Origin of the sequence: Pseudomonas sputi, assembly GCF_021603585.1 — a bacterium.
Taxonomy (GTDB): domain Bacteria; phylum Pseudomonadota; class Gammaproteobacteria; order Pseudomonadales; family Pseudomonadaceae; genus Aquipseudomonas; species Aquipseudomonas sputi.
Window position 1 is genome coordinate 125,234 of record NZ_BQHI01000010.1, and the last position, 18,379, is coordinate 143,612.

General features: G+C 62.1%; 17 protein-coding genes. 6 read left to right on the forward strand and 11 right to left on the reverse strand.

Features of this window, described 5'->3' with window-relative positions:
* Positions 1 to 36 precede the first annotated feature (36 nt).
* From L6D81_RS16345 to pcaR, 8 genes are all read right to left on the reverse strand, one after another.
* Positions 37 to 1,332, reverse strand: coding sequence for an MFS family transporter (locus L6D81_RS16345; protein WP_236181028.1), 1,296 nt, complete (start codon positions 1,330 to 1,332; stop codon positions 37 to 39).
* Positions 1,333 to 1,535: 203 nt separating this feature from the next.
* Positions 1,536 to 2,102 (reverse strand): protocatechuate 3,4-dioxygenase subunit alpha, encoded by a 567-nt coding sequence (gene pcaG / locus L6D81_RS16350; protein ID WP_236181030.1) that lies wholly within the window; start codon positions 2,100 to 2,102, stop codon positions 1,536 to 1,538.
* 1 nt (position 2,103) lies between these two features.
* Positions 2,104 to 2,808, reverse strand: a complete 705-nt coding sequence (gene pcaH, locus L6D81_RS16355; RefSeq protein WP_011332820.1) for a protocatechuate 3,4-dioxygenase subunit beta — start codon at positions 2,806 to 2,808, stop codon at positions 2,104 to 2,106.
* Positions 2,809 to 2,844: 36 nt separating this feature from the next.
* Positions 2,845 to 4,050, reverse strand: a complete 1,206-nt coding sequence (pcaF, locus tag L6D81_RS16360) for a 3-oxoadipyl-CoA thiolase (protein ID WP_236181032.1) — start codon at positions 4,048 to 4,050, stop codon at positions 2,845 to 2,847.
* A complete protein-coding gene (locus L6D81_RS16365; protein ID WP_039771422.1) occupies positions 4,047 to 4,826 on the reverse strand; it encodes a CoA-transferase subunit beta in 780 nt (259 codons plus the stop codon). Before L6D81_RS16365 ends, pcaF begins: the two co-directional genes overlap by 4 nt.
* A complete protein-coding gene (locus L6D81_RS16370) occupies positions 4,826 to 5,683 on the reverse strand; it encodes a CoA transferase subunit A (protein ID WP_003222404.1) in 858 nt (285 codons plus the stop codon). Before L6D81_RS16370 ends, L6D81_RS16365 begins: the two co-directional genes overlap by 1 nt.
* Positions 5,684 to 5,966: 283 nt before the next feature.
* The gene (pcaK, locus tag L6D81_RS16375; RefSeq protein ID WP_236181034.1) at positions 5,967 to 7,313 is read right to left on the reverse strand and encodes a 4-hydroxybenzoate transporter PcaK; all 1,347 of its coding nucleotides are present in this window, start codon (positions 7,311 to 7,313) and stop codon (positions 5,967 to 5,969) included.
* 295 nt (positions 7,314 to 7,608) lie between these two features.
* Positions 7,609 to 8,451, reverse strand: coding sequence for a pca regulon transcriptional regulator PcaR (gene pcaR, locus L6D81_RS16380; protein ID WP_007917109.1), 843 nt, complete (start codon positions 8,449 to 8,451; stop codon positions 7,609 to 7,611).
* Between the two features lie 641 nt (positions 8,452 to 9,092).
* On the opposite strand from pcaR, the gene L6D81_RS16385 reads away from it, so the two are divergent.
* On the forward strand, positions 9,093 to 9,293 hold the full coding sequence (locus tag L6D81_RS16385) for a hypothetical protein (RefSeq protein ID WP_236181088.1): 201 nt from the start codon (positions 9,093 to 9,095) through the stop codon (positions 9,291 to 9,293).
* A 375-nt stretch (positions 9,294 to 9,668) separates the two neighbouring features.
* The gene (locus L6D81_RS16390) at positions 9,669 to 11,144 is read left to right on the forward strand and encodes an inorganic phosphate transporter (protein ID WP_236181036.1); all 1,476 of its coding nucleotides are present in this window, start codon (positions 9,669 to 9,671) and stop codon (positions 11,142 to 11,144) included.
* 557 nt (positions 11,145 to 11,701) lie between these two features.
* Here the strand turns inward: L6D81_RS16390 and ccoM are convergent.
* Both ccoM and L6D81_RS16395 read right to left on the reverse strand, forming a co-directional pair.
* Entirely contained in the window at positions 11,702 to 11,818 is a 117-nt protein-coding gene (gene ccoM / locus L6D81_RS29520) for a cytochrome c oxidase subunit CcoM (protein ID WP_007959205.1), read from the reverse strand.
* A gap of 145 nt (positions 11,819 to 11,963) precedes the next feature.
* Positions 11,964 to 12,125: a hypothetical protein gene (locus tag L6D81_RS16395; protein WP_216740947.1), complete on the reverse strand. Its 162-nt coding sequence runs from the start codon at positions 12,123 to 12,125 to the stop codon at positions 11,964 to 11,966.
* A 185-nt stretch (positions 12,126 to 12,310) separates the two neighbouring features.
* On the opposite strand from L6D81_RS16395, the gene L6D81_RS16400 reads away from it, so the two are divergent.
* From L6D81_RS16400 to L6D81_RS16410, 3 genes are all read left to right on the forward strand, one after another.
* A complete protein-coding gene (locus L6D81_RS16400) occupies positions 12,311 to 13,177 on the forward strand; it encodes a LysR substrate-binding domain-containing protein (RefSeq protein WP_236181038.1) in 867 nt (288 codons plus the stop codon).
* Between the two features lie 88 nt (positions 13,178 to 13,265).
* A complete protein-coding gene (locus L6D81_RS16405; RefSeq protein ID WP_236181040.1) occupies positions 13,266 to 13,736 on the forward strand; it encodes a RidA family protein in 471 nt (156 codons plus the stop codon).
* Positions 13,733 to 14,944 carry an aminotransferase class V-fold PLP-dependent enzyme gene (locus L6D81_RS16410; protein ID WP_236181042.1) on the forward strand — a complete coding sequence of 404 codons (1,212 nt, stop codon included), beginning with the start codon at positions 13,733 to 13,735 and terminating at the stop codon, positions 14,942 to 14,944. The genes L6D81_RS16405 and L6D81_RS16410 overlap by 4 nt, the downstream gene beginning before the upstream one ends.
* Here L6D81_RS16410 and L6D81_RS16415 read toward each other — a convergent pair.
* Positions 14,914 to 15,255, reverse strand: a complete 342-nt coding sequence (locus tag L6D81_RS16415) for an aspartate-semialdehyde dehydrogenase (protein WP_236181044.1) — start codon at positions 15,253 to 15,255, stop codon at positions 14,914 to 14,916. The two genes, L6D81_RS16410 and L6D81_RS16415, sit on opposite strands and share 31 nt — an antisense overlap.
* A 243-nt stretch (positions 15,256 to 15,498) precedes the next feature.
* On the opposite strand from L6D81_RS16415, the gene rapA reads away from it, so the two are divergent.
* Positions 15,499 to 18,345 carry an RNA polymerase-associated protein RapA gene (gene rapA / locus L6D81_RS16420; protein ID WP_236181046.1) on the forward strand — a complete coding sequence of 949 codons (2,847 nt, stop codon included), beginning with the start codon at positions 15,499 to 15,501 and terminating at the stop codon, positions 18,343 to 18,345.
* Positions 18,346 to 18,379 lie beyond the last annotated feature (34 nt).

Here is an 18,379-nt window from a genome sequence, read left to right on the forward strand (position 1 = left end):
TGCCGGCGCGGGCCGTGGTGGCCCGCGCGCATCGGTTTAAAGGTCGTGGTGCAAATACTTCGCTTCTTTGGGCAGGCGCAGGCTGAACAGGAACGCCACGGCCATCATGATCGTGACATACCAGTAGAACGCGTTTTCCATCCCGCCGGCCTTGAGGCTCAGAGCAACGTATTCTGCTGAACCACCAAAGATCGCATTCGCCACCGCATACGCCAGGCCGACGCCGAGGGCGCGGACTTGCGGTGGAAACATCTCGGCCTTCACCAGACCGCTGATCGAGGTGTAGAAGCTGACGATCGCCAGCGCCACGGTGATCAGCACGAAGGCCAGGAACGGGCTGCCGACACTTTTCAGGCTGAGCAGGATCGGCACCGTGAACAACGTGCCGAGGCCACCGAACCAGAGCATCGAGTTACGCCGGCCGATCTTGTCGGCGAGCATGCCGAACAGCGGCTGCATGCACATGTACAGGAACAATGCGCCGGTCATGATGTAGCTGGCGGTCTTGGCGTGCATGCCGGCGGTGTTCACCAGGTACTTCTGCATATACGTGGTGAAGGTGTAGAAAATCAACGAGCCGCCGGCGGTGTAGCCGAGCACTGTGATGAACGCAGCCTTGTGGTCGCGGAACAAGGCGCGGATGCTGCCGGCGTCCTTGTTCTCGCGCATTTGCTTGCTGGTGGTTTCTTTCAGCGAGCGGCGCAGGAACAGCGAAATCAGCGCGGCGCCCGCACCGACCACGAACGGGATCCGCCAGCCGTAGGCACGCAATTCTTCTTCAGAAAGGAACTGCTGCAGAATCACCACCAGCAGCACCGCCAGCAGTTGCCCGCCGATCAGCGTCACGTACTGGAACGAGGCGAAAAACCCGCGCTGGCCCCTGAGCGCAACTTCGCTCATGTAGGTCGCGGTGGTGCCGTACTCGCCGCCCACCGACAGGCCTTGCAGCAGACGCGCGAACAACAGCAGCAGCGGCGCCCAGACGCCGATATCGTTGTAGGTCGGCAGGCAGGCGATCAGCAACGAGCCGAAGCACATCATCAGGATCGAGATCAGCATCGAGTTCTTGCGCCCGTGCTTGTCCGCCACCCGGCCGAAAATCCAGCCGCCGATCGGTCGCATCAGGAACCCGGCGGCGAATACGCCTGCCGTGTTGACCAGCTGCACCGTGGGGTTGTCGGAGGGGAAAAACGCCGGGGCGAAATAGATCGCACAGAAGGCGTAGACGTAGAAGTCGAACCATTCAACGAGGTTGCAGGACGACGCCCCGACAATGGCGAAGATGCGCTTGCTGCGCTCTTCACCGGTGTAATGGGAGGTGAGGGTTGTCATTGTTTTTCACTCGATAGGGACAGTGAGAGTCTAGACACACTTTGCAACAATCCCGTTCCACATTGGATCACCAACCAGACCCGATCTCTGATCGTTCCCACGCTCCGCGTGGGAACGCCGCCATGGACGCTCTGCGTCCACTGTGACGCGGAGCGTCACGGTATGCATTCCCACGCAGAGCGTGGGAACGATCAGTATCCGGTTCAATAATCGAAGAACACGGTCTCCGCATCTGTGCCCTGCAGAATCACATTCCACTGATAAACCCCCGCCGCATCCGGTTTCGCCAGCAACGTGGTGCGGCGCTCGGCCGGTACGCACTCGAGCAGCGGATCATTGGCATTCGCCGGATCGCCTTCGAAGTAAATCCGCGTCAGCAAGTGCTTCACCAGACCGCGCGCAAACACCAGCACCACCAGATGCGGCGCCTGGGTCGAGCCCTTCAGGCCTTCGACCGTACCCGGCTTGATCGTGGTGAAACGGAAACGTCCTTCGGCGTCCACCGGCACCCGGCCGAAACCTTCGAAGTTCGGGTCGAGCGGTTTGGCCTGCTCGTCTTCCGGGTGGTCGTATTTGCCGGCGGCGTTGGCCTGCCAGACTTCGAGCATGGCGTCATTGACGACATCGCCATTGCCGTCCACCACTTGCCCGGTGATCGCCACGCGCTGGCCGAGGGTCAGTTCGTTGGCGAGGTTTTCACGGTTCAGCCAGGTCAGGCCGATGTGGTAATACGGCCCGACGGTGTGGGACGTGGTCGCAGTCAGGGTCATCTCATTTCTCCATCGGCGTGGCTTCGCGGCCGCGCAGCACGATGTCCCAGCGATAAGCGAGGGCGTAGGACGGAATGGTTTTTTCCAGATCGAAAGCGGCGATCAGGCGTTCCTTGGCCGAGGTATCCGGCACGCAGTTGTAGATCGGGTCGTAGGCCAGCAGCGGATCGCCCGGGAAATACATCTGCGTAACCAGACGGGTCAGGATGCTCGGCCCAAACAGCGAGAAATGCACATGCGCCGGACGCCAGGCGTTGTGGTGATTGCCCCACGGATAGGCGCCGGGCTTGATGGTCTGGAACTGATACCAGCCGTCGGCGTCGGTCACGGTGCGGCCGGTGCCGGTGAAATTCGGGTCCAGCGGCGCGTCGTGCAGGTCACGGGCATGGTTGTAGCGACCGGCGGCATTGGCCTGCCAGATCTCCACCAGAATCCCCGGCACCGGCAGACCGTCTTCGTCGAGCACACGCCCATGAATGATGATCCGCTCACCGAGCGGTTCACCCTGATGCTGGGCGGTCAGATCGTTGTCGGTGTCGGCCACACGTTCGGCACCGATGGTCGGGCCGGTGATTTCCGACAGCGAATGCGGCAGAAACACCAACGGCTTGGACGGCGAGCGCAGATTGGTGGATTGATAGGTCGGGTGCAGGTACGGCGGCTGGGTGCCTTCCTGCGGGCGGCGGTAACCAGGCTTGTCAGTCATTTCGCTTTCCTCTGTTCTTTTTCGTCACGGCTTGCGTCAGACGCGTTCGATGGCCAGGGCCAGACCCTGGCCGACACCGACGCACATGGTCGCCAGACCTTTCTTGCCACCAGTCTTTTCCAGCTGATGCAGCGCCGTCAGCACCAGACGCGCACCGCTCATGCCCAACGGATGACCCAAGGCAATCGCGCCGCCGTTCGGGTTGACCTGGGCCGCGTCGTCCGCCAGTCCCAGCTCGCGCAGCACCGCCAGACCCTGGCTGGCAAACGCTTCGTTGAGTTCGATCACATCGAAATCGCTGACGGCCACGCCGAGGCGTTCGGTGAGTTTGCGCACCGCCGGCACCGGGCCGATGCCCATTACCCGTGGCGCAACACCGGCACTGGCCATCCCGAGCACCTTGGCGCGGGCGGTCAGGCCGTGTTTTTTCACCGCTTCGGCCGAGGCCAGGATCAGCGCGGCGGCACCGTCATTCACGCCCGAAGCGTTGCCGGCGGTGACGGTCTTGTCCGGGCCGTTGACCGGTTTCAGTTTGCTCAGCGCTTCAAGCGAGGTGTCGGCGCGAGGATGCTCGTCCTGGCTGACCACGGTTTCGCCCTTCTTGTGGGCAATCCGCACTTCGACGATTTCCTCGGCGAAGTAGCCGGCAGCCTGGGCGGCAGCCGTACGTTGCTGACTGCGCAGGGCGAAAGCGTCCTGATCCTCGCGGGAAACTTCGTAGTCGTCGGCGACGTTGTCGGCGGTCTGCGGCATCGCATCGACGCCGTACTGTGCCTTCATCAGCGGGTTGATGAAGCGCCAGCCGATGGTGGTGTCTTCCAGCTTCATGTTGCGCGAGAACGCCGCGTCAGCCTTGCCCATCACGAACGGCGCGCGGGACATCGACTCGACACCGCCGGCAATCGCCAGCTCCATTTCACCGCTGGCGATGGCGCGGAACGCCGTGCCGATAGCGTCCATGCCCGACGCGCAGAGGCGATTGAGGGTGACCCCCGGAACGCTGTCCGGCAGACCGGCCAGCAGCAACGCCATGCGTGCCACGTTGCGGTTGTCTTCGCCAGCCTGGTTGGCGCAGCCGAGAAATACTTCGTCGATGGCGCTCCAGTCCACCGACGGGTTGCGCTCCATCAGGGCCTTGATCGGCACGGCGGCCAGGTCGTCGGCGCGAACTGCCGCCAGACCGCCACCGAAACGGCCGATGGGGGTACGAATCGCATCGCAGATATAAACGTCGCGCATCATGCTTCTCCCGGTGCCTGGCCGTGGGCCGCGGCGGTGCGGGCTTCAAGATCGCGCAGAGCAGTCAGCTCGACCTCGGTCGGCTCAGCAGTGGTAGCCACGCTATCGGCAAAACGGATCGGCCAACCGGTGGCGGCGACCACTTGTTCGCGGGTCACGCCCGGATGCAGTGCGGTGACTACGAATTCGTGGGTGCCCTCTTCCGGCTCCATGATGCACAGGTCAGTGATGATCCCGACCGGACCGGCGCCCGGCAGGCCCAGGCGTTTGCGCGAATCACCGCCCTCGCCATGGCCGACCGAGGTAATGAAATCGAGCTTGTCGACAAACGAACGCGCCGACTGTTTAAGGATGATCAGCACGCTTTTGGCGGAACCGGCAATTTCCGGCGCGCCACCGGCACCCGGGAGACGCACTTTCGGCTGGTGATAATCACCGACCACCGTGGTGTTGATGTTGCCGAAACGGTCGACCTGGGCTGCGCCGAGGAAGCCAACGTCGATGCGCCCGCCCTGCAGCCAGTAGCGAAAAATCTCACCGGTCGGCACGACGGTGTCAGCGGTTTCCGCCAGTTCGCCGTCACCGATCGACAGGGGCAATACGCTGGGTTTGGCCCCAATCGGACCGGATTCGTAGATCAGCACCACGTCCGGCGACGAGGTCAGGCGCGCCAGGTTGGCAGCTTTCGACGGCAGGCCGATGCCGACGAAGCACACCGAGCCGTTCTTCAGGCGACGGGCCGCGGCAACGGTCATCATTTCATTGGTGGTGTAAGTCATTACTTGGCCTCCGAAGCAGCGGCCAACTTGGCCTGAAACTCGCTGAAGTCAGCGCAGCCATGGATGTATTCGTTGATCCACGCGGTAAACGTCTCACGGTCGCGGGCGATCGGATCCCACGCCTGATAGAAACGGTTGTCACGCTCGGTGTAACCGTGGGCGTAGGACGGATGCGCGCCACCGGGTACATGGCAGACCGCGCTCAAGGCCCAGGTCGGCAGCACGCAGGCGTTCATCGGCGCGTTGAGGTTATCGACGATTTCTTCGACCGTGACGATGCAACGCTTGGCGGCCAGTGCGGCTTCTTTCTGCACACCGAGAATACCCCACAGCAGCACGTTGCCCTGACGGTCGGCTTTCTGGGCGTGGATCACGGTCACGTCCGGACGCACCGACGGCACCGCCGCCAGCACTTCGCCGGTGAACGGGCAAGTCACGGATTTGATCAGCGGGTTGACCTTCGGCAGGTCGGAACCGGCGTAGGCCCGCAGTACCGCAAACGGCAGGCCGGAGGCGCCGGCGACGTAGGCGTTGGCCAGGTCGGCGTGGCTGTGCTCTTCGATTTCCAATGCATGCGGCCATTGTTTCTCGACCGCGTCGCGCAGACGGTGCAGCGAACCCACGCCAGGGTTGCCACCCCAGGAGAAGATCAGCTTGCGTGCACAGCCGGCGCCGATCAGTTGGTCGTAGATCAGGTCAGGTGTCATCCGCACCAGGGTCAGATCTTTCTTGCCCTGACGAATGATTTCATGACCCGCCGCCGTAGGGATCAGGTGAGTGAAGCCTTCGAGCGCGACGGTATCGCCGTCGTTGACGAATTGCTTCACCGCGTCGTGCAGCGAAAGGATCTCAGCCATGGAGCGGGCTCCCGTTTTTGTAGTGGATCGCCAGTGATAAAAAGGCGCGAGGTTCTGCGCCGGAGTCACTGAAGATTAAGCCGCTGATTTTCGCCAAACAATCCGATAATCGACTGAGTGTTCGTTTATCGAACAGATTGTTATCTGCCTAATGATTACTCCCGCACTGCGTGCGGGAGAAGCGCTGATCGTTCCCACGCTCTGCGTGGGAATGCAGCCCGGGACGCTCCGCGTCCGTTCTGGGAAAAGAACGCGGAGCATCCGTTGAGGCAAGCAGTCAAGCTCAGGTCGCGTCCGCGTGACTGACCAGGCCCTTGATCACCACCGCTGCCGTGGCCAGGCCCGCCGGAATCACCAGCGCCGTCAGCACTTGCTCGAAATTCCAGCCCAGCCCCAGCAGGGTCGCGCCCATCCAGGCTCCGAGAATCGCGCCGAAGCGGCCGATCCCGAGCATCCACGACACACCGGTCGCCCGGCCCTGAGTCGGATAAAACCGCGCCGCCAGCGACGGCATCGCCGATTGCGCGCCGTTGACGCACATGCCCGCCACCAGCACCAGCGTCGCCAGCAGTGTGATGTTGCCCAGACTCTGCCCGACCGCGTAGGCAAACACCCCGGCCAGCAGGTAGAAAATGCCAATCACCTTGTGCGGATTGAACCGATCCATCGCCCAGCCTACGCCGACCGCACTCAACACCCCGCCGAACTGGAACAGCGCGCCGATGAACGCCGCCTGCTCCATACTCGCGCCGCTGTCGCGCATCAGGGTCGGCAGCCAGCTGGTCAGCAAGTAAACGATCACCAGGCCCATGAAGTAGGTCAGCCACAGCAGCAACGTGCCGACGCTGTAGGTGCCGGAGAAAATCACCGCAAACACGTTGCGCGCTTTTACGGTGCTCTGTTCCGGCACGCTGAAACTCGCGGCCTGAGCAACGGTGGCAGGGTCAATGGGTGCAAGGGTCTTGCGCACTTTGTCGGTGCCGCGATTGCGCACCACCAGATAACGCGCCGATTCCGGCAGCCAGCGCAGCAGCACCACGGCGAGGATCAGCGGCAGAATCCCGCCGATCAGCAACAAGCTGTGCCAGCCGAACGCTGGAATCAGCTTGGCCGAAATGAATCCGCCGCCGGCCATGCCGAGGTTGAAACCGCAGAACATGCTGGTCACCAGCAACGACTTTTTACGCTCCGGTGTGTATTCCGACAGCAGCGTGGTGGCGTTCGGCATACCGGCGCCCAGTCCCAGACCGGTGAGGAAGCGCAGCACCAGCAATTGATCGACGTTGGTGGCATAGGCCGAGGCCAGGCTGAAAGCACCGAACAGAAAAACCGCGCCCACCAGTACGACTTTTCGCCCGAAGCGGTCAGCCAGCGGACCGGAACCCAGCGCACCGAAGACCATGCCGATCAGCGCGGCACTCATCACCGGGCCGAGGCTGGCGCGGTCGATGCCCCAGTCCTGGGAAAGCGCTGGCGCAATAAAGCCCATGGCCGCGGTGTCGAGGCCATCGAGGAACACAATCAGGAAACACAGGATCACGACGCGCCACTGATAGCGCGAGATCGGTTGGGCGTTGATGAAGGACTGCACGTCGAGGCAGTGACCCACAGCAGACTGAGGCTGGTTCATTATTTTTATTCCACGCAAGAAAACGCAGTCGAACGGCGGCCGGCCAGAGAGTGGCACGGTCACATCTATATAAGGAAGAAATCAGGCGTTGCGCTAATACCGGCAACAGGAACGGGGGTGGCGACAGTCGGGGAACGTGCGCATGGGAAGTTGCCTCTTGTCATTATTATGGGAGTCGACAATCCGGCGGGCTCATTCACATTCGCGCCGGATGACGCTGCCGCGACATTAATGATCCAGGGGTTTTAGCGTCAATTCGATAAACGCAACTCTGTGCGTTTATCGAACAGGTTCATCAAGCGAACAACTGCGCACTGAGGTCGCGGCTGGCGCTCAACAGGCCGGGGAGAAAGCGCTGCTCAAGTTCGGTGCGACTGACGCGACCGGCGTGGGTGCTGACGTTGAGCGCTGCCACCACCTGACCGGAAGCGTCGTACACCGGCACGGCAATCGAACGCAGGCCCTGCTCCAGTTCCTGATCGACGATGCACCAGCCCTGCTGCCGGACTTCCTGCAGACATTCGAGCAAGGCGTCGGGGGTGTGAATCGTGCGGCTGGTCTTGGCCACCAGTTCGGCGTGGTCGAGGTATTCGCGCAGCGAGGTGTCGTCCAGTGCCGCCAGCAGGATTCGCCCCATCGACGTGCAATACGCCGGCAAGCGCCCGCCCACCGAGAGGTCCACCGAAATCAGACGCTGAGTGGTGGCCGAACGGGCGATGTAGAGGATGTCGTCACCTTCGAGCGTGGCCATGTTGCAGGCCTCGTGCAATTGCTCGCTCATGCGGTCGAGGTACGGCTGGGCCGAGACCGCCAGCGGCGTCGACGACAGATAGGCGTGACCGAGGGTCAGCACCTTTGGCAATAACGAGTAAGTGCGCCCGTCAGTGGTGGCGTAGCCGAGTTTGATCAAGGTGTGCAGGCAACGGCGCACGGCGGCGCGAGGAATTTCCGTGCGATGGCTGATCTGGGCGATGGTCAGGTGGCGCTTGCGCTCCTGAAATGCCTGCACCACCGCCAGGCCGCGGGCCAGGGAGGTCATGAAATCCGGATCGCCGGTCAGGGCCTGGATACGCTTGGCCGGCGAAGCGACGATCGGCGGCGCTACCGAAGTGAAGGAATTGCGCATTTGATCGTTCATGTCGGGTCCTTTTTTTCTTGTTCGGATCAACGGCTATACAAGCGGCTCGCCGGCGGATACACAAGCGACAGACCGCCAACACCGGGCGATTATCGAACCATCGACCGATAATCGCAATCGTCCTCTCCTGCCCGGCCGGGCTTCGCAGCGCGAATTTGAACTTGAAACGCCTGTGCGGTTGAGCACCTTAGTTGTTCGGCTAAATGGCGCCAGAAACCAATCGCTGCGCAACAGCGATGCAACTATTGATGAAAGTTGCACGTCACAAAACACTCACACATCCGGAACCGTTTTTAACTTGGCAAAGATAGTCAATCCCGATTCGGCCGCTATAATGCACCTCAGTGACACCGCGCTTTTATATGCCGACGGTGCCACCCGCTGGCGCGATGTCCATCGCCGCCAGCCCCGGCCAGCGCCTGATGCGCATTACTCATGCACCGCCAGCGCGCTCGCTGAAACAGGAAACTGATGCTGCGTCAGTTTTAATCTGGTGCCGTAGCCGCCTGCAACATGGAAGTCCTGACCGTCTTCCCGACAACCGCGCTGCCTGCAAGGGCAAGCGCTTGTTGGCGAACCGGTTAAATAATTCGTTGCAGTGCGTTCACCAGACATTTATCTCAACTCATACAGGTAGCACTGTGACGAAAGACGAACTGCGCGCGGAACTTGAGCGCCAGGAACAACGTTACAAGGAAGTTTACGGCGGGGAAGTCACCACCTACGCCGCCCAGCCCGAACCAGAACGCAAAGCCTGGCGCAAACGCCCTACCGTTCAGGATCAGGTGTTTCAGCAAGAGCTGAAAAAAATGCAAGAGGAACTCAAAGCCGAAGAGCCTTGAAGTCGTCCCTTGCATCTTTCGAGGGTAAGCGTATTCACCGGGTTACAAGCACGGTGGACTGACGATGCCTTGCGCGCCCGCTACCCGCGGGCAGCGGCCGACTCCCCTGTATTGCACAGGTTTGGAGCATGTCAGACGCGTTTCCAAGATATTTCATACAAGCTTCTGTCCCCTCCCGGCAACCGGCCAGCACGCCGGCGATTCGCATTTTTATTAATGTAATCAATGGGTTGAAAAACCCTGTAAAAAGCTTGGGTAATGCCCCCTGATACAAATTAATTCGTTGAAGAATGTTACCGATGAGCAGGTAGGGGATCGATTTCCAGTCTTTTCTGGCATAATCGCGCCCCCTTATGACCGGGTCAGAAAACCTTCATGATCGATTTATTCAGCGGACTGGATGCCTGGGTGCTTGTGAGCCTCCTGCTCGCCCTGACATTTGTCCTCGCCTTCGAGTTCATCAATGGATTTCATGACACCGCTAACGCGGTAGCCACTGTTATCTACACCAAAGCGATGCCGCCTCACCTGGCGGTGTTCTTCTCGGGCGTGTTCAACTTCCTCGGCGTGCTGCTGGGCGGCGTTGGCGTGGCGTATGCCATCGTGCATCTGCTGCCGGTAGAACTGTTGATCAACGTGAACACCGGCCATGGCCTGGCAATGGTGTTCTCGCTGCTCGCCGCCGCGATCGCCTGGAACCTGGGCACCTGGTACTTCGGTATCCCGGCCTCCAGTTCGCACACGCTGATCGGTTCGATCCTCGGTGTCGGCCTGGCCAACGCCCTGATCAACGAAATTCCACTGGCCGACGGGGTCAACTGGCAGAAAGCGATCGATATCGGCGCCTCGCTGGTGTTCTCGCCGATGGCCGGTTTCCTGATCGCCGCGCTGGTGCTGATCGGCCTGAAATGGTGGCGCCCGCTGTCGAAGATGCACAAGACACCGGAACAGCGCCGCAAGATCGACGACAAGAAGCACCCACCGTTCTGGAACCGTCTGGTTCTGGTGATCTCGGCCATGGCCGTGAGCTTCGTGCACGGCTCCAACGACGGCCAGAAAGGTATCGGCCTGATCATGCTGGTACTGATCGGCATCGTGCCTGCGCAGTTCGTACTCGACTTGAACAGCACCACCTACCAGATCGAACGCACACGCGACGCGACGCTGCACCTGAGCCAGTTCTACAAGCGCAACGCCGACACCCTGGGCGAGTTCCTGGCCCTGGGCAAAAGCGTGGACGGCGACCTGCCGGAGAAATTCCGTTGCAACCCGCAACAGACCGAACCGACCATCGCCGCCCTGCTCGACACCCTTAAAGGCGTAGCCGACTACCACTCGCTGTCCGCAGAAAGCCGCATCGAAGTGCGTCGCTACCTGCTCTGCCTGGACGACACCGCGAAGAAAGTCAGCAAACTGCCAGGCCTGGCACCGCGTGAGAAGGCCGACCTGGACAAGCTGCGCAAAGACCTGACCACCACCACCGAATACGCCCCGTTCTGGGTGATTTTGGCGGTCGCCCTGGCCCTGGGCCTGGGCACCATGGTCGGCTGGAAACGCGTGGTACTGACCATCGGCGAGAAGATCGGCAAGCAGGGCATGACCTACTCGCAAGGCATGTCGGCCCAGATCACCACCGCCAGCCTGATCGGCATGGCCAACATCTTCAGCCTGCCGGTGTCCACCACCCACGTCCTCTCCTCGGGCGTGGCCGGCACCATGGTCGCCAACAAAAGCGGCCTGCAAGGCGGCACGGTGAAAACCATCCTGCTGGCCTGGGTCCTGACCCTGCCAGCCACCGTGGCCCTGTCGGCCGGCCTGTTCTGGCTGGCGTCGAAGGCGCTGGGTAGCTGATAGATTGAAGTAGTGAAGAAGGCGTGATTCGAAAGGATCACGCCTTTTTTGTTGCCTCCAGAAATGGAACGCAGAGCGTCCCGGGCTGCATTCCCACGCGGAGCGTGGGAACGATCAAAGCAAAAGCAAAAGCAGTCGCTTTTCGCCTCTAACCACTCAACACGATGAGCGTTAGCTCGAGTACCGCTCTTGACGTGCCGGCCCCATCGGCAGGCTGAGTGGAGGGATTTATCCGGGGGTGGGAGCGCAGCGACCGTTTGGCGGAGCCAAACACATCGAGAGGAGGTGCAGCGAAGCAAACCGTAGGCGATGCCCCCGGATGAATCCCGGAACGAAGGAACGCCGAGCCAAAGCGAGGTGCCGAACGCCGGGGCCCAGACCTTTGGTTCCTTTGGGGCGTTTGCCAAAGGGACTCGCCGTAAGGGCGAAACCGTCAGCGGCAACACCCGCAGAAACGGATATTCACCCCAAACAACCCAAAGGCCGCCAAGAAGACAAAAAAAAGGGCAACCGAAGTCGCCCCAAAATGCCTTGCGTGCTCATCAAACCCGGAAGAATCAAGGCTTCTTGCGCTTGTTCGCATCCTTCCAGATAAAAAATCCAAACCCTGCAAAAAACAGAACCATCAGGCCCACAGTCAGGACCCCGGCAAACACCACGTTATCGAAAAACATGACTGGCCTCCTGGCCCCTGCTCTGCTGCGATGGAGCTAAGTTAACCAATCAGGCAGGCGCAGGAATTGACCGGGATCAATGCCGGTCAACGTGCGGAGCAAAGGAGGGGAAATAACTGACCTGCATCAACGGATGCAGGGGAGATCAACGCTTTTTCGGTTTGTTTTTCGGCTTTTTCTTCGTTTTGCCCAGCGGCATGGCCTGCTCGAAAGCCTGGCGGACTTCATTCAGGCGCTTTTCGTTGAGGTCATGAACCCGCTTGGCGCGTTCGGTGTTGAGGTCAATCAGCTTGTCGTCTTGGCTCATGGCGTTCGGTGCATCGCTTGGACTGAATCACAACTGCCGGATCACCGACAGGACTGCGCCAATAATGCGGCCTGGCGCGGGCGCTGACCAGCCACTCGCCTGAACGCTCGATAACATTTCATGTACCGCCCACCGGGTTTGCTTGCACAATCGGCGCCTCGCCCTGAACCCCAAGGATCTGCGCCGTGCCCCTGCATCAGGATCTGCCACCGCTGTTGGCCTTGCGCGCCTTTGAGGCCGTGGCCCGCCATTTGAGCTTCATCAAGGCTGCCGATGAGCTGTCGGTGACCCAAAGCGCGATCAGCCATCAGGTGCACAAACTCGAAGAATGCCTCGATCAGCGACTGTTCGTGCGCCGTACCCGTGCCATCGACCTGACCCCGGCCGGCGAACATTACTACCGACAGATCGAACCGGCCCTCGCCGCGATTGCCGCCGCCACCCACAACCTGCGCGGCGAGCGCCCCACCACCCTGCGCATCGGTCTGCTCGCCTCCTTCGCCAGCTTGTGGCTGGCACCGCGTCTGACGGATTTCAACGCAAACTATCCGAATATCCATGTCGAACTGCTGCCCGCCGTGCAACTGGCCGATGTCGACGCCGGCGAGGTGGATCTGGCGATCCGCTATGGCAAGGGCGGCTGGCCGAAAGTCCAGGCACGCCGATTCATGGGCGAAACCCTGACGCCGGTGTGCAGCCCGGCCTTCAAGGCCAAGGGCGTGAGCAACGGGCCGTTGCTGATGGCCAAGTCGCACCAGCCGTTCGAATGGATCGACTGGCAGCAACACAGCGGCATCGATCTGGCTCATGTGCCCAGCGTCATGCTGCACGACTACAACATCGTCGTCGAAGCCGCGGTTGCCGGCCAGGGCATTGCCATGGGCCGTCAGCGATTGATCGAACGGCGGATCAAGGACGGCGCGCTGGTGCCGGCCTTCGACACGCCGCCGATGCTTGGCGAGATCGGTTATTGGCTGGTCACCTCGCAACGCCCACCCACGCCAGCGGCGCAGCGTTTCTGCCAGTGGCTGGAGGACACCGCGAACGCATGAGTTATTTCGATGCGTCGGATTAAATCTATCCGTTTGTCGCCCGTTGCTCGCACCAACATGCTGAAGCCCTCACTCAGGAGGACTTCCCATGACCGATTCCCTCAGCCAACGCGTTCAACCACTCGGCCTGCGCCTGCCCGAGCCGAGCCAGCCGATCGCCAATTACGTCAACCATGTGGTCAGCCAGAACCAGCTGTTCATCTCCGGGCAGATTCCATTGCTCGACGGCAAACCCGCGTTCATCGGGCGACTGGGCGAAGCAATCTCCGACGAAGAAGGGGTTAAAGCCGCCGAACTGGCCGCTCTTGGACTACTTGCCCAACTCAGCCATGCGCTGGGTGACGACCTGTCGAAACTGGTGCGCATCCTGCGTCTCGGGGTTTTCGTGGCCGCCACACCGGACTTCAAGGCTCAGGGCGTGGTCGCTAATGGCGCCTCGAACCTGCTGGTCAACGCCCTCGGCGACAAGGGCCGACACGTGCGCACCGCGGTCGGCGTATCGAGCCTGCCGGCCGGTGTTGCGGTGGAAATCGACGCGATCTTCGAGCTCAAGCCGTGAACATCGATGACCTCTCGCGTCTGCGCGCCGCCACACCCGGTTGCGCTCAGGTGATCCACTTCAACCACGCCGGCGCCTCGCTGCCGAGCCAGGCCACCCTCGACGCGGTGACCGAACAGTTGCAGCGCGAAGCGCTCGGCGGGCCGATGGAAGCGGCGGACAACCGGGTACAGGAACGCGCGCGCCACGCGGCCGCCGCCCTGCTCAACGCCCACCCCGAGGACATCGCCTTTGCCAGCAGTGGCTCGGCAGCCTGGAGCCAGGCGTTCAACGCGCTGGGGCCGTGGCAGCCCGGCGAACGGATTCTGGTGGGGCGCCATGAATGGGCCGGCAATCTGGCGTGCATGGCCGAAGCGGTGAAGGCCGGCGCGCGGCTCGAAGTGATTCCTTGCGATGCCCACGGTGCGGTCGATCCGCAAGCCCTGGCGCAGATGATCGACGGCCAGGTGCGCCTGATCGCCCTGACCTGGCTGCCGGCCAACGGTGGCCTGATCAACCCTGCCGCGCAGATCGGCTGCGTGGCGCGGCGGCATGGCATCCCCTATTTCATCGACGCCGGTCAGGCGCTGGGGCAGTTGCCCTGTGATGTTCAAGACTTGCAGTGCGATGTGCTCAAGGGCGCCGGACGCAAATTCCTGCGCGGGCCGCGCGGCACGGCGTTGACGTACATCCGGCCGCAATTCCTGCAGCGGCTGCTCCCCGTGCAGCGCGATGTTTTGTCGGCGCCGTGGGACGGCAAGCGCTTTACCTTGCGTGACGATGCCCGTCGTTTTGAAACCAGTGAAGTGTCACTGGCGCTGCTGGCCGGACTGGCCAACGCGCTGGAGGAATACAACCGTCTCGGCGCGATTCCCATCCGCCAGCGCATCGAGCACCTGAGCAACCGATTGCGTCAACGCCTGAAAGCCATTCCCGGCCTGACGCTGAGGGATCTCGGCGCGGCCAATCAACAATCCGGGCTGATCGCCTTCACGCTCGAAGGCTGGGACAGTGTGGCGCTCAAGCAGGCATTGGCCGAACGGCGAATCAACATCGGCGCCAACGGTGTGGCCTACACGCCGCTGGACATGCAGGCGCGTGGGCTGACGAATATTGCGCGGGTGGCGGTGAGCTACTTGAACACGCAAGAAGAAATCGACGTGCTATTGGAGAACCTGACAGAGCTGGCCGCCCGGCCTCAGATTTCGATGTCGACCCAAAGCCCCTGACGCGGTTGATCTTCCATCAACGGCGCCACCGGCACGGTGTTGTCGGCATTGAGTTCGGTGCCGGGCACGGCGAGGTGCGCCTCGGGGTCGTCGTCGGCTTCGCGGCGACGGCGCTCGCGTTCCTGCTGCCGGCGCTGCTCTTCGCGCAGCAGATAGCCGTCTTCTTCCGGGTCGCGCTTTTGCAGGTCGATGGTACTTTCGTTGGAGCTTTCCTGTACCGGCACCACAGGGGGAATATCCGGTCGCTGGCGGATCGGATCCTGCTGGGAGGTGATCGGCACGGCGCTCAGGGGGAGCATCGGTGGCAGCATATGAAGGGTCTCCTGTCAGCAGGTTATCGGCGGCGCCAGGGGGGCCTTGAGCCATCGGTCGCAAACTTGTGACCGGTTTGGCACTCAGGGGTGCCGCAACATCCCGTAAAACCGATGCATGACCTAATCTTCCCTGCAATTGGCCGATTGCGGTTAAAAGCCGGACAGAGGCTCCTTATCCTTTGGCCTCGGGCCCTCATTCCGTTAAGATAGCCCGCTTTTTCAAGGTGGGAGTCAGGCAGCATGGCGCAGCAGTATCAACCGGGGCAACGCTGGATCAGTGACAGCGAAGCAGAGCTTGGTTTAGGCACCGTTCTGGCACAGGACGGCCGCTTGTTGACCGTGCTTTACCCGGCCACTGGCGAGACTCGCCAGTACGCGCTACGGAATGCGCCCCTCACCCGCGTGCGGTTCTCGCCGGGCGATTCGATCACTCACTTCGAAGGCTGGAAGATGACTGTCCAGCAGGTCGACGACGTCGACGGCCTGATGGTCTACCACGGCCTCAACGCGCAGAACGAAGCGGTCACCCTGCCGGAAACCCAGCTGTCGAACTTCATTCAGTTCCGTCTGGCCAGCGACCGCCTGTTCGCCGGCCAGATCGATCCGCTGTCGTGGTTCTCCCTGCGTTATCACACCCTGGAACACACCAGCCGCCAGTTGCAGTCCGCGCTCTGGGGACTGGGCGGCGTACGCGCACAACCGATTGCTCACCAGTTGCACATTGCCCGTGAAGTCGCCGACCGCATCGCGCCGCGCGTTCTGCTCGCGGACGAAGTGGGCCTGGGCAAGACCATCGAAGCCGGTCTGGTGATCCATCGCCAGTTGCTGTCGGGCCGCGCCAACCGCGTGCTGATCCTGGTGCCGGAAAACCTCCAGCACCAATGGCTGGTGGAAATGCGCCGCCGCTTCAACCTGCAGGTCGCGCTGTTCGACGAAGAACGCTTCATCGAAAGCGATGCGACCAACCCGTTCGAAGACACCCAACTGGCCCTGGTGGCGCTGGAGTGGCTGGTTGACGATGAGAAGGCGCAGGACGCCCTGTTCGCTGCCGGTTGGGACCTGATGGTGGTCGACGAAGCCCACCACCTGGTATGGCACGAAGATAAAGTCAGCCCGGAATACTCGCTGGTTGAACAGCTGGCCGAAGTTATTCCCGGCGTGCTGCTGCTCACCGCCACCCCGGAACAACTCGGCCAGGACAGCCACTTCGCCCGCCTGCGTCTGCTCGATCCGAACCGTTTCCACGACCTGGCCGCCTTCCGCGCCGAGAGCGAAAACTACCGCCCGGTGGCCGAAGCCGTTCAGGAACTGCTGGACAAGGGTCGCCTGTCGCCGGCCGCGCACCAGACCATCCACGGTTTCCTCGGCAACGAAGGTGAAGCCCTGCTCACCGCCGTCAACGATGGCGATACCGAAGCCAGTGCCCGCCTCGTGCGTGAACTGCTCGACCGCCACGGCACCGGCCGCGTGCTGTTCCGTAATACCCGCGCCGCCGTGCAGGGTTTCCCGGAGCGCAAACTGCACCCGTACCCGCTGCCATGCCCGGACGAATACCTCGAACTGCCGCTGGGCGAACACGCCGAGCTGTACCCGGAAGTCAGCTTCCAGGCCCAGCCGGACGCCAGCGAAGAAGAACGCTGGTGGAAATTCGACCCGCGCGTCGAGTGGCTGATCGACCAACTGAAAATGCTCAAGCGCACCAAAGTGCTGGTGATCTGTGCCCACGCCGAAACCGCGATGGACCTGGAAGACGCCCTGCGCGTGCGCTCCGGGATCCCGGCCACGGTGTTCCACGAAGGCATGAACATCCTCGAGCGTGACCGCGCTGCCGCCTACTTCGCCGATGAAGAGTTCGGCGCGCAGGTGCTGATCTGCTCGGAAATCGGCAGTGAGGGTCGCAACTTCCAGTTCGCCCACCATCTGGTGCTGTTCGATCTGCCGTCGCACCCGGACCTGCTGGAGCAGCGGATCGGTCGTCTGGACCGGATCGGCCAGAAGCACATCATCGAACTGCACGTGCCGTACCTGGAAACCAGCCCGCAGGAGCGACTGTTCCAGTGGTACCACGAAGCACTGAACGCGTTCCTCAACACCTGCCCGACCGGCAACGCCTTGCAGCATCAGTTCGGCCCGCGCCTGCTGCCGCTGCTCGAAGAAGCCGACGACGGCGAGTGGCAAGCGCTGATTGACGAGGCGCGCACCGAGCGCGAGCGTCTGGAAGCCGAGCTGCACACCGGCCGTGACCGCCTGCTGGAACTCAACTCCGGCGGCGCCGGCGAAGGTGAAGCGCTGGTCGAGGCCATCCTCGAGCAGGACGACCAGTTCGCCCTGCCGATCTACATGGAAACCCTGTTCGACGCGTTCGGCATCGACAGCGAAGACCATTCGGAAAACGCCCTGATCCTCAAGCCGAGCGAGAAGATGCTCGACGCCAGTTTCCCGCTGGGCGACGACGAAGGCGTGACCATCACCTACGACCGCAACCAGGCGCTGTCGCGCGAAGACATGCAGTTCATCACCTGGGAACACCCGATGGTGCAGGGCGGTATGGATCTGGTGCTGTCCGGTTCGATGGGCAACACCGCCGTCGCGCTGATCAAGAACAAGGCGCTCAAGCCAGGCACCGTGCTGCTGGAACTGCTCTACGTCAGCGAAGTGGTTGCCCCGCGTTCGCTGCAACTGGGCCGTTACCTGCCGCCGGCCGCCCTGCGCTGCCTGCTCGACGCCAACGGCAACGACCTGTCGTCGCGGGTGGCGTTCGAAACCCTGAACGATCAACTGGAAAGCGTGCCGCGCGCCAGCGCCAACAAGTTCATCCAAGCCCAGCGCGATCAGCTGACGCCACGGATCAACGCCGGTGAAGACAAAGTCACCCCGCGCCACGCCGAGCGCGTGGCCGAGGCCCGCCGCCGTCTGGCAGCCGACACCGACGAAGAACTGGCACGCCTGACCGCGTTGCAGGCCGTCAACCCGACCGTGCGCGACAGCGAACTGGACGCCCTGCGCAAGCAGCGTGAACAAGGTCTGGCGATGCTCGACAAGGCCGCGCTGCGACTGGAAGCGATCCGGGTGCTGGTGGCGGGTTAAATCGTCCTGCTCCATCGCCACAAATGAAAAGGCC

Excerpts from the sequence above, each read along its gene's own strand:
- L6D81_RS16345 (WP_236181028.1), bottom strand. The coding sequence starts at position 1,332 with ATGACAACCCTCACCTCCCATTACACCGGTGAAGAGCGCAGCAAGCGC.
- pcaG (WP_236181030.1), bottom strand. The coding sequence starts at position 2,102 with ATGACCCTGACTGCGACCACGTCCCACACCGTCGGGCCGTATTACCAC.
- pcaH (WP_011332820.1), bottom strand. The coding sequence starts at position 2,808 with ATGACTGACAAGCCTGGTTACCGCCGCCCGCAGGAAGGCACCCAGCCG.
- pcaF (WP_236181032.1), bottom strand. The coding sequence starts at position 4,050 with ATGATGCGCGACGTTTATATCTGCGATGCGATTCGTACCCCCATCGGC.
- L6D81_RS16365 (WP_039771422.1), bottom strand. The coding sequence starts at position 4,826 with ATGACTTACACCACCAATGAAATGATGACCGTTGCCGCGGCCCGTCGC.
- L6D81_RS16370 (WP_003222404.1), bottom strand. The coding sequence starts at position 5,683 with ATGGCTGAGATCCTTTCGCTGCACGACGCGGTGAAGCAATTCGTCAAC.
- pcaK (WP_236181034.1), bottom strand. The coding sequence starts at position 7,313 with ATGAACCAGCCTCAGTCTGCTGTGGGTCACTGCCTCGACGTGCAGTCC.
- pcaR (WP_007917109.1), bottom strand. The coding sequence starts at position 8,451 with ATGAACGATCAAATGCGCAATTCCTTCACTTCGGTAGCGCCGCCGATC.
- L6D81_RS16390 (WP_236181036.1), top strand. The coding sequence starts at position 9,669 with ATGATCGATTTATTCAGCGGACTGGATGCCTGGGTGCTTGTGAGCCTC.
- ccoM (WP_007959205.1), bottom strand. The coding sequence starts at position 11,818 with ATGTTTTTCGATAACGTGGTGTTTGCCGGGGTCCTGACTGTGGGCCTG.
- L6D81_RS16395 (WP_216740947.1), bottom strand. The coding sequence starts at position 12,125 with ATGAGCCAAGACGACAAGCTGATTGACCTCAACACCGAACGCGCCAAG.
- L6D81_RS16405 (WP_236181040.1), top strand. The coding sequence starts at position 13,266 with ATGACCGATTCCCTCAGCCAACGCGTTCAACCACTCGGCCTGCGCCTG.
- L6D81_RS16415 (WP_236181044.1), bottom strand. The coding sequence starts at position 15,255 with ATGCTGCCACCGATGCTCCCCCTGAGCGCCGTGCCGATCACCTCCCAG.
- rapA (WP_236181046.1), top strand. The coding sequence starts at position 15,499 with ATGGCGCAGCAGTATCAACCGGGGCAACGCTGGATCAGTGACAGCGAA.